General features: G+C 54.5%; 11 protein-coding genes. 9 read left to right on the forward strand and 2 right to left on the reverse strand.

The genetic code is table 11. The features are described 5' to 3' along the window. Positions 1-102: 102 nt before the first annotated feature. The 8 genes from gntK to glgP all read left to right on the forward strand — a co-directional run bounded on the left by gntK (position 103) and on the right by glgP (position 13,110). Complete coding sequence (gene gntK, locus ABK821_RS15155) at positions 103-636, forward strand: gluconokinase (protein WP_343178062.1); 534 nt, start codon at positions 103-105, stop codon at positions 634-636. Beyond that, positions 633-1,973: a gluconate transporter gene (gene gntU, locus ABK821_RS15160; protein WP_138359298.1), complete on the forward strand. Its 1,341-nt coding sequence runs from the start codon at positions 633-635 to the stop codon at positions 1,971-1,973. Before gntK ends, gntU begins: the two co-directional genes overlap by 4 nt. Positions 1,974-2,316: 343 nt before the next feature. Next, positions 2,317-3,423: an aspartate-semialdehyde dehydrogenase gene (gene asd, locus ABK821_RS15165; protein ID WP_343178061.1), complete on the forward strand. Its 1,107-nt coding sequence runs from the start codon at positions 2,317-2,319 to the stop codon at positions 3,421-3,423. A 253-nt stretch (positions 3,424-3,676) separates the two neighbouring features. Then, positions 3,677-5,863: a 1,4-alpha-glucan branching enzyme gene (gene glgB, locus ABK821_RS15170; RefSeq protein ID WP_138359294.1), complete on the forward strand. Its 2,187-nt coding sequence runs from the start codon at positions 3,677-3,679 to the stop codon at positions 5,861-5,863. Then, the gene (gene glgX, locus ABK821_RS15175; protein WP_138359292.1) at positions 5,860-7,836 is read left to right on the forward strand and encodes a glycogen debranching protein GlgX; all 1,977 of its coding nucleotides are present in this window, start codon (positions 5,860-5,862) and stop codon (positions 7,834-7,836) included. Before glgB ends, glgX begins: the two co-directional genes overlap by 4 nt. 80 nt (positions 7,837-7,916) lie before the next feature. Further along, positions 7,917-9,212: a glucose-1-phosphate adenylyltransferase gene (gene glgC / locus ABK821_RS15180; protein ID WP_138359290.1), complete on the forward strand. Its 1,296-nt coding sequence runs from the start codon at positions 7,917-7,919 to the stop codon at positions 9,210-9,212. Then, a complete protein-coding gene (glgA, locus tag ABK821_RS15185) occupies positions 9,212-10,645 on the forward strand; it encodes a glycogen synthase GlgA (protein ID WP_138359288.1) in 1,434 nt (477 codons plus the stop codon). Before glgC ends, glgA begins: the two co-directional genes overlap by 1 nt. A 17-nt stretch (positions 10,646-10,662) precedes the next feature. Next, the gene (glgP, locus tag ABK821_RS15190; protein WP_142503100.1) at positions 10,663-13,110 is read left to right on the forward strand and encodes a glycogen phosphorylase; all 2,448 of its coding nucleotides are present in this window, start codon (positions 10,663-10,665) and stop codon (positions 13,108-13,110) included. A 268-nt stretch (positions 13,111-13,378) separates the two neighbouring features. Here glgP and glpD read toward each other — a convergent pair whose 3' ends face one another. Beyond that, the gene (glpD, locus tag ABK821_RS15195; protein WP_343178059.1) at positions 13,379-14,899 is read right to left on the reverse strand and encodes a glycerol-3-phosphate dehydrogenase; all 1,521 of its coding nucleotides are present in this window, start codon (positions 14,897-14,899) and stop codon (positions 13,379-13,381) included. A 201-nt stretch (positions 14,900-15,100) separates the two neighbouring features. Between glpD and glpE the strand changes: the two genes are divergently transcribed. Next, positions 15,101-15,430: a thiosulfate sulfurtransferase GlpE gene (gene glpE / locus ABK821_RS15200; RefSeq protein ID WP_138359282.1), complete on the forward strand. Its 330-nt coding sequence runs from the start codon at positions 15,101-15,103 to the stop codon at positions 15,428-15,430. A 173-nt stretch (positions 15,431-15,603) separates the two neighbouring features. Here glpE and ABK821_RS15205 read toward each other — a convergent pair. Continuing rightward, a partial coding sequence (locus ABK821_RS15205) for an IS1 family transposase (RefSeq protein WP_001691633.1) occupies positions 15,604-15,715 on the reverse strand: 112 nt, incomplete at its 5' end.

A 15,715-nucleotide genomic window follows, 5' to 3' on the forward strand; every position in this document is an offset into this window, starting at 1 on the left:
GTTACCGATAACAGTTACCCGTAACAATTCATCGCTACGCGAGCATATTCACACTGTTTAAAGCAGTCAGAGCTGCGCGTATGTGTCCAGTGGGAGGAAGCTTTGAGCACGACTAACCATGATCACCACATTTATGTCCTGATGGGCGTTTCCGGCAGCGGTAAATCCGCCGTCGCCAGCGAAGTGGCGCATCAACTACATGCCGCGTTTCTCGACGGCGACTTTCTGCATCCGCGCAGCAACATCAACAAAATGGCGTCCGGCGAACCGTTGAATGACGATGATCGTACGCCGTGGCTGCAGGCGCTGAACGATGCCGCATTTGCCATGCAGCGCACCAATGAAGTGTCGTTGATTGTCTGTTCTGCGCTGAAAAAGAGCTATCGCGACATTCTGCGTAAAGGCAATCCGAATCTCTCTTTTATCTACCTGAAGGGCGATTTTGTGGTCATTGAAAAACGCCTGAAGGCGCGTAAAGGCCACTTCTTCAAAACCCAGATGCTGGTCACGCAGTTTGCAACGCTGCAAGAGCCGGGGACGGATGAACGCGATGTTTTCGTCGTTGATATCGATCAGCCATTGGAGGGTGTGGTCGCCAGCACCATTGAGGTGATTAACAAAGGCAGTCACGAGTGAGTACATTAACGCTTGTTTTAACAGCAGTCGGCTCCGTTTTGCTGCTGCTGTTTTTAGTCATGAAGGCGCGTATGCATGCTTTCCTGGCTTTGATGGTGGTTTCTATTGGCGCAGGGCTTTTTTCCGGTATGCCGTTGGATAAAATTGCGGCGACGATGGAAAAGGGGATGGGCGGCACGCTGGGCTTTCTGGCCGTTGTCGTCGCGCTAGGGGCGATGTTCGGTAAAATTTTGCATGAAACCGGCGCGGTCGACCAGATTGCCGTCAAGATGCTGAAATCCTTTGGCCATAATCGCGCTCACTATGCGATAGGCCTGGCCGGGCTTATTTGCGCGCTGCCGCTGTTTTTTGAAGTGGCGATCGTGTTGCTGATTAGCGTGGCTTTCTCAATGGCACGTCACACCGGCACCAACCTTGTGAAGCTGGTGATCCCGCTGTTTGCCGGTGTGGCCGCTGCGGCGGCATTCCTGCTGCCGGGGCCGGCGCCGATGCTGCTGGCTTCTCAGATGCACGCTGACTTTGGCTGGATGATCCTGATTGGTCTGTGCGCCGCAATTCCGGGGATGATTATTGCCGGGCCGCTGTGGGGCAATTTTATCAGCCGCTACGTTGAGCTGCATATTCCCGATGATATTAGCGAGCCGCACCTTGGTGAAGGCAAAATGCCGTCATTTGGCTTTAGCCTGGCGTTAATTCTGTTGCCGTTAGTGCTGGTTGGCCTGAAAACCATCGCCGCGCGTTTCGTAGCAGAGGGCTCAGCGGCCTATGAATGGTTTGAATTTATCGGCCATCCATTTACCGCTATCCTGGTGGCCTGCCTGGTGGCTATCTATGGTCTGGCAGTGCGTCAGGGAATGGCGAAAGATCGCGTAATGGAGATTTGCGGCCATGCGCTCCAGCCTGCAGGGATTATCCTGTTGGTCATCGGGGCGGGCGGCGTGTTCAAGCAGGTACTGGTGGATTCCGGCGTAGGTCCGGCGCTCGGCGAAGCGCTGACCGGTATGGGGCTGCCGATTGCGATCACCTGCTTCGTGCTGGCGGCGGCGGTGCGTATTATTCAGGGCTCCGCGACCGTCGCCTGCCTGACGGCCGTGGGCCTGGTGATGCCGGTTATCGAACAACTGCACTACAGCGGCGCGCAGATGGCGGCGCTCTCTATCTGTATCGCCGGTGGGTCTATTGTGGTCAGCCACGTCAACGATGCGGGTTTCTGGTTGTTCGGTAAGTTCACCGGCGCAACAGAAGCGCAAACGCTGAAGACCTGGACGTTGATGGAAACCATCCTCGGCACGGTTGGCGCGATTGTCGGTATGATTGCGTTTACGCTGTTGAGCTAAGCGTCTGAATAATGACCCGGCGAAGTAAAACACGGCCGGGTTAATCCCCTTTCTCCCGCGATTTTTTTAGCGAAATATTATCACTTTCGACCCCGGCTAATTTCCCTTTACGGGGAATGCGCCAAAGATGGCATCGTTCATCATTCTGGCTAATTCACTGATAATTATTATGGTTTTCTGAAACCAATGGCGTCAGCCGCAATACGGAATTAGCCGTGTTACTGATTAGTGGTCAATCATTGATTAATTTCACTTGCGACTTTAGCTGCATTTTGTAATGTGAGGGGCTAACCAGTAGGAAACTGGCCTGGAACAAACAGCACACACCTCGCAGGAATATGTTATGAAAAATGTTGGTTTTATCGGCTGGCGCGGAATGGTCGGCTCTGTTCTCATGCAACGCATGGTTGAAGAGCGCGACTTTGACGCCATTCGCCCTGTTTTTTTCTCCACCTCTCAACTGGGGCAGCCTGCACCCTCCTTTGGAGGACGCACCGGTGGCACGCTTCAGGATGCGTTTGATCTGGAAGCGCTGAAGGCGCTGGATATTATTGTCACGTGTCAGGGCGGCGATTACACCAACGATATTTATCCAAAGCTGCGTGAAAGCGGCTGGCAGGGTTACTGGATCGACGCAGCGTCTTCGCTGCGTATGAAAGAGGACGCCATCATTATTCTTGACCCGGTGAACCAGGATGTGATCACCGCCGGTCTGAATAATGGCGTGAAAACCTTTGTCGGCGGCAACTGTACCGTCAGTCTGATGCTGATGTCTCTCGGCGGCCTGTTTGCTCAGGATCTGGTCGAGTGGGTCAGCGTGGCGACGTATCAGGCGGCATCCGGCGGCGGTGCGCGTCATATGCGTGAGTTGCTGGGCCAGATGGGGCAACTGTACAACCATGTTGCCGTTGAACTGGCGGACCCGGCTTCCGCGATCCTCGATATTGAACGCAAAGTGACTTCATTGACCCGCAGCGGAGAGCTGGCGGTGGACAACTTCGGCGTTCCGCTGGCGGGCAGCCTGATCCCATGGATCGACAAACAGCTGGATAACGGTCAGAGCCGTGAAGAGTGGAAAGGGCAGGCGGAGACCAACAAAATCCTCGCGACGGCTTCTCCGATCCCGATCGACGGTCTGTGTGTTCGCGTTGGCGCCCTGCGCTGCCATAGCCAGGCGTTCACGATTAAGTTGAAAAAAGATGTTTCTATCCCGACCGTTGAGGAACTGCTGGCCGCGCATAATCCGTGGGCCAAAGTGGTACCGAACGATCGCGACATTACCATGCGTGAGCTGACTCCGGCCGCCGTCACCGGCACCTTGAGCACGCCGGTGGGCCGCCTGCGTAAACTGAATATGGGGCCGGAGTATCTGTCGGCCTTCACCGTTGGCGATCAGCTGTTGTGGGGAGCCGCCGAGCCGCTCCGTCGCATGTTAAAGCAATTAGCGTAATTCATTGTCACAAGATGAGAAAAGGGGTGTTGAATCACCCCTTTTTTTTGCGTAATACAGGGAGTAGACGCGAATGTTTTTTATTTTTCTTAACGGAGGTAATTCAGCCTTGGCTATGCTTTAAGTAAGGAGCCATGGTGTTTCCTTACCTGAAGGTGGGACGGCGCAGGAAGGTGCAAAATGTGCTGCGTCGTTCAGGGCAAAAAAAGTCGCCGCATGCAGGAAAGGGCGACACCTACAACAGGACGAAACCATGTCTAATCGTATTGATAAGGACGTGATTAATGCGCTTATTGCCGGCTATTTTGCGGACCCTTTTTCCGTGCTTGGCATGCATTACACCGACGCAGGGCTGGAAGTTCGTGCATTATTACCCGATGCCACCGATGTGTGGGTCATCGAACCAAAAACCGGGCGTAAAGTCGGCAAACTAGAATGCCTTGATTCGCGCGGTTTCTTTAGCGGTGTTCTGCCGCGGCGTAAAAACCCTTTTCGTTATCAGCTGGCCGTCACCTGGCACGGTCAGCAAAATTTGATTGATGATCCGTACCGTTTTGGCCCGTTGTTGCAGGATCTGGATGTCTGGCTGTTGTCGGAAGGTACGCATCTGCGACCCTATGAAACGCTGGGCGCGCACGCCGACACGATGGATGGCGTCGTGGGTACCCGTTTTTCGGTCTGGGCGCCTAACGCTCAACGGGTTTCGGTCGTCGGACAGTTTAATTATTGGGATGGTCGCCGTCATCCAATGCGATTGCGCAAAGAATCCGGTATCTGGGAACTGTTTGTTCCTGGCGCGCTCAACGGCCAGTTGTATAAATTTGAGCTTATCGATGCTCATGGTCATTTGCGGGTGAAGTCCGATCCCTACGCGTTTGAAGCGCAGATGCGCCCGGATAGCGCCTCGCTGATTTGCGGGCTGCCGGAGAAGGTCGAACAGCCGGAAGCACGCAAGCGGGCGAATCAGTTTGATGCGCCAATATCAATTTATGAAGTACACCTCGGTTCCTGGCGTCGCCATACCGATAATAACTTCTGGCTGAGCTACCGCGAACTTGCCGATCAACTGGTGCCTTACGCCAAATGGATGGGGTTTACGCATCTGGAACTGTTGCCGGTTAACGAGCATCCGTTTGATGGCAGTTGGGGATATCAGCCAACCGGGCTGTATGCGCCAACCCGCCGCTTCGGGACGCGAGAGGATTTCCGCTATTTTATTAACGCTGCGCACGCCGCAGGCCTCAACGTCATCCTTGACTGGGTTCCGGGTCATTTCCCGGTAGATGATTTTGCCCTCGCCTCGTTTGATGGTACGTCGCTGTATGAGCATAGCGACCCGCGTGAAGGCTACCATCAGGACTGGAACACACTGATTTACAACTATGGTCGTCGCGAGGTCAGCAATTATCTGGTCGGCAATGCCCTGTACTGGGTTGAACGCTTTGGCATTGATGCGCTGCGGGTGGATGCGGTGGCATCCATGATTTATCGCGACTACAGTCGCAAAGACGGCGAGTGGGTGCCGAATGAATATGGCGGCCGGGAAAACCTTGAAGCGATTGAGTTCCTGCGTAATACCAACCGGGTGCTGGGTGAACAGACGCCTGGGGCGGTGACGATGGCGGAAGAGTCCACCGATTTTGCCGGAGTTTCACGTCCTTCCTCCACGGGGGGGTTGGGATTCTGGTTCAAGTGGAACCTCGGCTGGATGCACGACACTCTCGATTATATGAAGCTCGACCCGGTGCATCGCCGTTATCATCACGACAAGATGACCTTCGGTATGCTCTACAACTACACCGAAAATTTTGTCCTGCCGCTCTCCCACGACGAAGTGGTACACGGGAAAAAATCACTTCTCGACCGCATGCCGGGCGACGCCTGGCAGAAATTCGCTAATCTGCGCGCCTATTACGGCTGGTTGTTTGCCTTCCCGGGTAAAAAGCTGCTGTTTATGGGGAATGAATTTGCTCAGGGGCGCGAGTGGAATCATGACGCAAGCCTTGACTGGCACCTGCTGGACGGTGGGGATAACTGGCATCACGGCGTCCAGCGGCTGGTGCGCGATTTAAACCACACCTATCGTCACCACAAAGCGTTGCATGAACTGGATTTCGATCCTTATGGCTTTGAATGGCTGGTGGTGGACGATCATGAGCGCTCGGTGTTTATCTTTGTGCGTCGCGACAGAGCGGGTAATGAAATTATCGTCGCCAGCAACTTTACCCCGGTGCCGCGTTATGACTATCGCTTTGGCATCAACCAGCCTGGCCGCTGGCGTGAAGAGCTGAACACCGATTCAATGTATTACCACGGGAGTAATACCGGCAATGGCGGAATTGTGGCAAGCGACGCGATTGCCAGCCACGGCCGTGCGCACTCCCTTTCGATTACGTTGCCGCCGCTGGCGACGATCTGGCTGGTGCGGGAGGCGGAATGATCGCACTCACAGCAGGAAAACCCGCGCCTTTGGGGGCCAGCTACGACGGTAAAGGGGTAAATTTCGCGCTCTTTTCCGCCCATGCGGAACGGGTGGAACTCTGTGTATTTGACGAACAGGGCAATGAGCGGCGTGTTGATCTGCCCGAACGCAGCGGTGATATCTGGCACGGCTGGCTGGCCGACGCCGGACCGGGGTTGCGTTACGGCTATCGCGTCCACGGTCCCTGGGACCCGGCGCGAGGGCATCGTTTTAACCCGGCCAAGCTGTTGATCGATCCCTGCTGTCATCAGGTGGACGGCGAGTTACCTGACGATGAACGTCTTCACGGCGGCGATCATGTTGCCGATAACCGCGATAGCGCGGCGATAGCGCCAAAGTCGCGGGTGGTGGATCTGCATTATGACTGGCGCGGCGATAAGCCGCCGCGCACGCCGTGGGGCAAGACGGTGATTTATGAAGCCCACGTCAAAGGGCTGACGTATCTGCACCCTGAACTGCCGGAGGCGCTTCGCGGCACCTACAGCGCGCTGGGGCATCCGGTGATGATCGACTACTTCAAGGCGCTGGGTATTACCGCGCTGGAGCTGATGCCGGTAGCGCAGTTTGCCAGTGAGCCGCGTCTTCAGCGGATGGGGTTAAGCAATTACTGGGGCTACAATCCGCTGGCGATTTTTGCCCTTGATACGCGCTACGCCAGCGTGCCGGAGCAGGCGCTGAAGGAGTTTCGCGATGCGGTAAAAGCACTGCATGCGGCGGGCATTGAGGTGATCCTTGATGTGGTGCTGAACCATAGCGCTGAGATCGATCTCGAAGGGCCGACCTTCTCTCTGCGCGGTATCGACAACCGTAGCTATTATTGGATCAGAGAAGATGGGGACTACCACAACTGGACGGGCTGCGGAAACACTCTCAACCTCAGCCACCCCGGCGTGGTGGAGTATGCCCGTCAGTGCCTGCGTTTTTGGGTGGATGAGTGTCACGTTGATGGCTTTCGCTTCGACCTGGCCTCGGTGATGGGGCGTACGCCGGCGTTTCGTCAGGATGCGCCGCTGTTTGAGGCTATCCGTAATGACCCGCGCCTGGCGGAAGTGAAGCTGATCGCCGAGCCCTGGGATATTGGCCCTGGCGGCTATCAGGTGGGTAATTTTCCGCCGTTTTTTGCTGAATGGAACGACCATTTCCGTGATACCACGCGTCGTTTCTGGTTACAACAAAATGTCTCATTGGGCGACTTCGCTCAGCGTTTTGCCGCGTCCAGCGATGTCTTTCAGCGTAATGGAAGAGCGCCGGCGGCAGCGGTCAATCTGGTCACCGCGCACGATGGTTTTACCCTTCGCGACTGCGTTTGTTTCAATCAGAAACATAATGAGGCAAACGGGGAAGAGAATCGCGATGGGACTAACAATAACTACAGCAACAATCATGGTATAGAAGGGTTAGAAGGGAGTCTTGCTGTGATTGAACGACGTCGCGCCAGCGTTCATGCCCTGCTGGCAACGCTGCTGCTGGCGCAGGGGACGCCGATGCTGCTGGCGGGTGACGAACATGGCCACAGTCAGCATGGCAACAATAATGCTTACTGCCAGGACAATGTGTTGACCTGGCTGGACTGGAACCAGGCTAACCGCGGATTGACCGCGTTCACTGCCGCACTGATTCATTTGCGCCAGCGTATTCCGGCATTAACCGAAAACCGCTGGTGGCAGGAGGGAGACGGTCGTGTGCGCTGGCTAAACCAGAATGCGCAGCCGCTGTCTGCCGAGGAGTGGCAGCACGGCGTACCGCGTATGCAGATCGTCTTATCCGATCGCTGGTTGATGACGTTCAATGCCACCGCCGAGGTGGCTGAGATGACTTTACCAACGGGGGAATGGCATGCCATTCCACCTTTCGCCGGAGAGGATAATCCGGTCACTATAGCTGTCTGGCATGGGCCCGCGCACGGATTGTGCGTATTTCAAAGGTCGTAACCTCGAGGCTTCCGGTTGGTCTCGAAGCGGCGGCGCGGCGAGAAGGGCAGGCAAGCTGGGGAGTAAAAAAGGAGTTAATTATGGTTGGAATAGAAAAGAATGATCCGTTGATGCTGGCGCGTCAGTTGCCGATCAAATCTGTTGCGCTGATCCTTGCCGGGGGGCGTGGTACCCGTCTGAAGGATTTAACCAATAAACGCGCGAAACCTGCCGTGCATTTCGGCGGTAAGTTCCGCATTATCGATTTTGCATTATCTAACTGTATTAACTCAGGTATTCGCCGCATCGGCATTATCACTCAATATCAATCCCATACGCTGGTGCAGCATATCCAGCGCGGCTGGTCGTTTTTCAATGAAGAGATGAACGAGTTTGTCGATCTATTGCCCGCCCAGCAAAGAATGAAGGGGGAAAACTGGTATCGCGGCACAGCAGACGCGGTGACGCAAAACCTCGATATTATCCGCCGCTATAAGGCCGAGTATGTGGTTATCCTCGCCGGCGACCATATTTACAAGCAGGACTACTCGCGCATGCTTATCGATCATGTCGAAAAAGGCGCACGTTGCACCGTGGCCTGTATGCCTGTGCCCATCGAAGAAGCATCGGCGTTTGGCGTGATGGCGGTAGATGAGAACGATAAGATCATCGATTTTGTCGAAAAACCGGCTAACCCTCCGGCAATGCCCGGCGATGCCAGCAAGTCACTGGCAAGTATGGGAATTTATGTCTTTGATGCTGATTATCTTTACGAGCTTCTGCAAGAAGACGACAGTGACGACATTTCCAGCCACGATTTTGGTAAAGACATCATTCCAAAAATTACTAAAACTGGCATGGCTTATGCACATCCCTTCCCGCTCTCCTGCGTGCAGTCAGATCCACAATCCGAGCCCTACTGGCGCGATGTCGGAACCCTGGAGGCGTACTGGAAAGCGAACCTCGACCTGGCTTCGGTAACCCCTGAACTGGATATGTACGATCAAAACTGGCCGATTCGTACTCATATGGAACCTTTGCCACCGGCAAAATTTGTCCAGGACCGTTCGGGGAGCCACGGAATGACCCTGAATTCGCTGGTCTCCGGCGGCTGTATTATCTCCGGTTCTGTCGTTGTGCAGTCGGTACTGTTCCCGCGCGTGCGGGTGAATTCATTCTGTAATATTGACTCGGCGGTCTTGTTGCCGGAGGTTTGGGTTGGCCGTTCGTGCCGTCTGCGTCGCTGTATTATTGACCGGGCCTGCGTGATCCCGGAAGGTATGGTGGTTGGTGAGAATGCGGAAGAGGATGCTCGTCGTTTCTACCGCTCGGAGGAAGGTATCGTGCTGGTTACTCGCGATATGCTGCGGACATTGGGGTACCCACAGGAGCGCTAATGCAGGTATTACATGTGTGTTCAGAGATGTTCCCGCTGTTAAAAACCGGTGGGCTGGCGGATGTGATAGGTGCGCTGCCTGCGGCGCAAATTGCGGGCGGCGTGGATACGCGCATACTGCTGCCCGCGTTTCCCGATATCCGCCGCGGTATTACCGATGCACAGGTGGTGACTCGCCGGGAGACTTTCGCCGGGCCGATTACGCTGCTGTTTGGCCATTTCAATAGCGTGGGCATCTATTTGATTGATGCTCCGCATCTTTACGATCGTCCGGGGAGTCCCTACCACGATACGAATCAGCACGCCTATACCGATAACGTGTTGCGTTTTGCGCTGCTGGGTTGGGTAGGCAGCGAAATGGCCTGTGGTCTGGATCCCTTCTGGCGTCCTGATGTTGTTCATGCCCATGACTGGCATGCGGGACTGACGCCAGCATACCTGGCGGCACGTGGCCATCCGGCGAAATCGGTCTTTACGGTGCATAACCTGGCCTATCAGGGAATGTTTTACTCGTGGCATATGAATGACATTGAACTGCCATGGTCGTTCTATAACATGCACGGGCTGGAATTTAACGGCCAGATCTCCTTCCTGAAGGCCGGTCTCTACTACGCTGACCACATTACCGCGGTGAGCCCAACCTATGCCCGTGAAATCACCGAGCCGCAGTTCGCTTACGGAATGGAAGGACTGCTGCGCCAGCGTCAGCATGAAGGGCGTTTGTCCGGGATCCTTAACGGAGTGGATGACCAGATCTGGAATCCGCAAAGCGACTTGCTACTGGCTGCGCGCTACGATCGCGATCGGCTGGAGGAAAAAGCAGAGAACAAGCGTCAGTTGCAAATTGCGATGGGGCTGCAGGTGGATGATAAAGCGCCGTTGTTTGCCGTGGTCAGTCGCCTCACCAGCCAGAAAGGGCTGGATCTGGTGCTTGAAGCGCTACCGGGCCTGCTTGAGCAGGGTGGCCAACTGGCACTGCTGGGGGCGGGCGATCCGGTTCTGCAAGAGGGGTTTCTTGCCGCCGCTGCCGAGCACCCCGGTAAAGTCGGCGTGCAGATTGGCTACCATGAAGCTTTTTCGCATCGCATTATGGGCGGGGCCGATGTGATTCTGGTGCCCAGCCGCTTTGAGCCGTGTGGCTTAACCCAACTGTATGGCCTGAAATATGGCACGCTACCGCTGGTGCGGCGCACCGGCGGCCTGGCGGATACCGTGTCCGACTGTTCGCTGGAGAACCTCGCCGACGGTCTGGCCACCGGGTTTGTTTTTGCAGACAGCAACGCTTTGTCACTGCTGCGGGCTATTCGACGCACATTTGTTTTGTGGTCGCGCCCGTCGCTCTGGCGTTATGTTCAGCGTCAGGCAATGAATATGGATTTTAGCTGGCAGGTTGCCGCCAATTCTTACCGCGAACTTTATCAACGCTTGCTGTAATCACAGGAGCCAAAGCTATGAATGCACCGTTTAGCTACGCATCGCCTACGTTAAGCGTTGAGGCGTTAAAGCACTCAATTGCTTATAAGCTGATGTTTATCATCGGCAAAGATCCGGCTATCGCCAACAAACATGAATGGCTCAATGCCACATTGTTCGCGGTTCGCGATCGCATGGTGGAGCGCTGGTTGCGCTCCAACCGGGCGCAACTCTCTCAGGAAGTTCGCCAGGTTTACTATCTGTCAATGGAATTTCTGATTGGGCGTACCTTGTCCAATGCATTGCTGTCGCTGGGTATCTATAACGATGTCAACAGCGCGCTGGAAGAGATGGGGCTGAGCCTTGAAGAACTGATTGATGAGGAGAACGACCCCGGATTAGGTAACGGTGGTCTTGGGCGTCTGGCGGCCTGTTTCCTTGATTCTCTGGCGACACTGGGTTTGCCCGGCCGTGGCTACGGTATTCGTTACGACTACGGCATGTTTAAGCAGAACATTGTTGATGGCCGGCAAAAAGAGTCTCCGGATTACTGGCTGGAATACGGCAACCCGTGGGAGTTCGAGCGCCACAATACCCGCTATAAAGTGCGTTTCGGCGGGCGAATTCAGCAGGAAGGTAAAAATTCACGCTGGGTGGAAACCGAGGAGATTTTTGCCGAAGCCTATGACCAGATTATTCCAGGCTTTGATACCGATGCGACGAACACACTGCGCCTGTGGAGTGCGCAGGCCAGTAATGAAATCAATCTGGGTAAATTCAACCAGGGGGATTACTTCGCGGCGGTAGAGGATAAAAACCACTCTGAAAACGTTTCCCGCGTGCTCTACCCGGATGATTCTACCGATTCCGGGCGTGAGCTGCGCCTGCGCCAGGAGTATTTCCTCGTTTCTGCGACGGTGCAGGATATCCTCAGCCGTCACTATCAGTTGCATAGAACCTACGACAATCTGGCGGATAAAATCGCCATTCACCTTAATGATACGCACCCGGTGCTGTCGATTCCGGAGCTGATGCGTCTGCTGATTGATGAGCATAAGTTTAGCTGGGATGAGGCGTTTGAGGTGGCCTGTCAGGTCTTCTCTTATACCAACCACACCCTGATGAGCGAAGCGCTGGAGACCTGGCCTGTTGATATGCTGGGTAAAATCCTGCCGCGTCATTTGCAGATCATCTTTGAGATTAACGACTACTTCCTGAAAACGTTGCAGGAGCAATATCCCAACGATACCGCGCTGTTGGGCCGGACGTCGATTATTGATGAGTCCAACGGTCGTCGCGTTCGTATGGCCTGGCTGGCGGTGGTCGTTAGCCACAAAGTCAACGGAGTGTCGGAACTGCACTCCAGGTTGATGGTGGAGTCGCTGTTCGCCGAGTTTGCGAAAATCTTCCCGATGCGCTTTACCAACGTGACCAATGGCGTGACTCCGCGTCGCTGGCTGGCGCTGGCGAATCCGCCGCTGTCAAAAGTGCTTGATGACAATATTGGTCACACCTGGCGCACGGATTTGAGTCAACTGGAGGAACTGGAACAGCATATTGATTACCCGTTGGTGAACAAGGCTGTGCGCCAGGCGAAACTGGAAAACAAGCAGCGACTGGCGAGCTATATCGCCCAGCAGCTTAATGTAGTGGTGAACCCGAAGGCGCTGTTTGACGTGCAGATCAAGCGTATTCATGAGTACAAACGCCAGTTGATGAACGTGCTGCATGTGATAACCCGCTACAATCGCATTAAGGCCGATCCTGACGCGGAGTGGGTACCGCGAGTGAATATCTTCGCCGGGAAGGCGGCGTCCGCTTACTACATGGCCAAGCACATTATTCATTTGATTAATGATGTGGCGGCGGTGGTGAACAGCGATCCGCAGATTGGCGATAAGCTGAAAGTGGTGTTTATCCCTAACTACAGCGTGAGTCTGGCGCAGTTGATCATTCCGGCAGCCGATCTTTCAGAGCAGATCTCGCTGGCGGGAACGGAAGCGTCCGGGACCAGCAATATGAAGTTCGCGCTTAATGGCGCGTTAACTATCGGTACGCTGGACGGCGCTAACGTTGAGATGCAGGAGCACGTTGGTGAAGAGAATATCTTTATCTTCGGCAATACCGCAGAAGAAGTGGAAGCCCTACGGGCCAGCGGTTACAAGCCGCGTGATTATTATGATCAGGATGAGGAGCTGCATCTGGCGCTGACGCAAATCGGCACCGGGCTGTTCAGCCCATCAGAGCCGGGTCGTTACCGCGATCTGCTGGATTCGCTGATTAACTTCGGCGACCACTATCAGGTACTGGCGGATTATCGTAGCTATGTGGATTGCCAGGATAAAGTGGATGAGCTGTATCGTCATCCGGAAGAGTGGGCGATTAAAGCGATGCGCAATATCGCCAATATGGGCTATTTCTCCTCCGATCGTACGATTAAAGAGTACGCCGACCATATCTGGTATATCGATCCGGTAAGGTTGTAGCGGTTTAACGCTTGAGAACGGGGCCAGACGGCCCCGTTTGAGGCTGATGACAAACCTGATTTAGATATTGTGCTCGCATTTCTGCCGGGTGGCGGCTATCGCCTTACCTGGCATGTAAAACCAATAATATCATCATGTTATGGATTTATCGTAGGCCCGCGCAAGCGAAGCGCCGCCGGGCAATTCCGGAAAAACGCACTTTGTCAGCAATCTGGAACGGGGCCAGACGGCCCCGTTTTTATCTTATCTGGCTTAATCGAGCGGGTCTCTAAGACGCCAGCGACAGTTCAGACTTTCGTTCAGACTTTCCCGCGTGCTGCGCCAGCCATTCGCTGATGCGATCCTGCTGTTCGGTTGTCAGCCACATTCCCTGTTTAGTCCGTCGCCAGATAGCGTCATCCAGGGTGCGAACCCACTCATGTTCGACCAGATATGTAAGTTCGGCTTCGAAAAATTCATGGCCGAAATCTTCCCCCAGATCGGCCAACGATGTGGCGGTATCCAGGAGTTTTTCGCTGTTGCTGCCGTAGGTCCGCGCATAGTGGCGGGCCATTGACTCACTGATAAACGAGAAACGACGGCGCAGTTTTGCCGCGTAGTCATCCCGATCGCCGCCGATATCGCCGCCGGGCAGAACGGCTGTTTTCGTCCATGCCGGGCCGATACCTTTGTAGTAGGGGGCCAGTTTTTCCAGCGCATGTTCAGCCAGTTTGCGATAAGTCGTGAGCTTACCGCCAAATACTGATAGCAGCGGCGCCTGGCCGTTTTCATCATGGATATCAAGGGTGTAATCGCGGGTGATCGCCTGCGGTGAATCAGACTCGTCATCACAAAGCGGGCGGACACCGGAATAGCTCCAGACGATATCGTCGCGAGACAACGTCTTTTTAAAATGTGCGTTATAGACATTCAGCAGATAGCTAACTTCTTTGTCATCAATAGCAACAGTTTTCGGATCGCCCGTATACTCGACGTCAGTGGTACCGATTATCGAGAACTCATCCATCCACGGGATCACAAACACAATGCGTTTGTCTTCATTTTGCAGAATATAAGCCTGTTTCTGCGTATGCGCGCGCGGCACGACGATATGGCTGCCCTTAATCAGGCGAATACCGTACGGTGAACGCAGGTGCATCCCTTCGTCGAAGAATTGTTTGACCCACGGGCCGGTGGCATTAACCAGACCGCGTGCCTGCCAGGTGAACTTTTCGCCCGTATCACGATCTTCCGCTTCGACCACCCATAAACCGTTTTCACGTTTAGCCGAGAGGGCACGGGTACGGGTTCGCACTTCGCCACCTTTCTGTACAACCATTTGCGCATTGGCGAGTACCAGTCGCGCATCATCGACCCAGCAGTCGGAATATTCGAAACCGCGCACAATTTCAGGTTTAAGCACCGACTCTGCACCAAAACGCAATCCGGTCGAGCCGGGCAAACTGGTACGCTTGCCCAGATGATCGTACATAAACAGACCAATACGGATCATCCATGCCGGGCGCAGATGCGGGCGGTGCGGTAAACGAAAGCGCATCGGAAAGGCGATATGCGGCGCCATTTTTAGCAGCACCTCACGTTCCGCCAGCGCTTCGCTCACCAGACGGAATTCGTAGTGTTCAAGGTAACGCAGGCCGCCGTGAATCAGTTTTGAGCTGGCGCTGGACGTCGCGCAGGCCAGATCGTTTGCTTCCAGCATCAGTACGGATAAACCACGCCCTGCGGCATCTGCTGCGATACCCGCACCGTTGATGCCTCCCCCTATCACAATCAGATCTTTGGTTTCCACGCTCGCCACCTCTCACGCTTTCGTTTAAGTTCATAAATGTTCGATATCGCTCAATATAGCAAACAATCACGCTGTTGGTAACATCAAAAAAACATTTCAGAGTGATGCGTGTAACATATTGGCGTTTATTTACCGCCACGCTGTACACTAGGCGCTAAAATCTGGGGCGTTTCGCCGCCTGCCTGTATAAGAAGAGAGCTTATGGATCACTTTGAATGTATTAACGTAGAAGAAGCCCATCAGAAAATGCACCAGCAGACGGCGGTGCTGGTGGATATTCGCGACCCGCAGAGCTACGCGATGGGCCATACGCCGGGCGCGTTTCATTTGACCAACGACACGCTGGGGGCATTTATGCGCGATAACGATTTTGATACCGCCGTTATGGTGATGTGTTATCACGGCAATAGCAGTAAAGGTGCCGCGCAGTATCTGCTACAGCAGGGTTACACGGAGGTTTATAGCGTCGATGGCGGGTTTGATGCCTGGCATCGGCATTTTCCGGCGGAAGTCGCACATGGCGCACGTTAGGCGTTAGCGTCGGTTGTGGCTGTACCCGGCATACTTCAAGCTGCAGATACGTAGGCTACGTCCGCTCATCCCGGTCACTTACTTGAGTAAGCTCCTGGGAATTCGTGTACTTGTCGCCTTTCTGCAACTCGAATTATTTAGGGTATATAATATCTCCCGGTAATGACTCCAACTTATTGATAGTGTTTTATGTTCAGATAATGCCCGATGACTTTGTCATGCAGCTCCACCGATTTTGAGAACGACAGCGACTTCCGTCCCAGCCGTGCCAGGTGCTGCCTCAGA

Source organism: Klebsiella sp. KE9456, from assembly GCF_043832615.1.
Taxonomy (GTDB): Bacteria; Pseudomonadota; Gammaproteobacteria; order Enterobacterales; family Enterobacteriaceae; genus Klebsiella; species Klebsiella indica.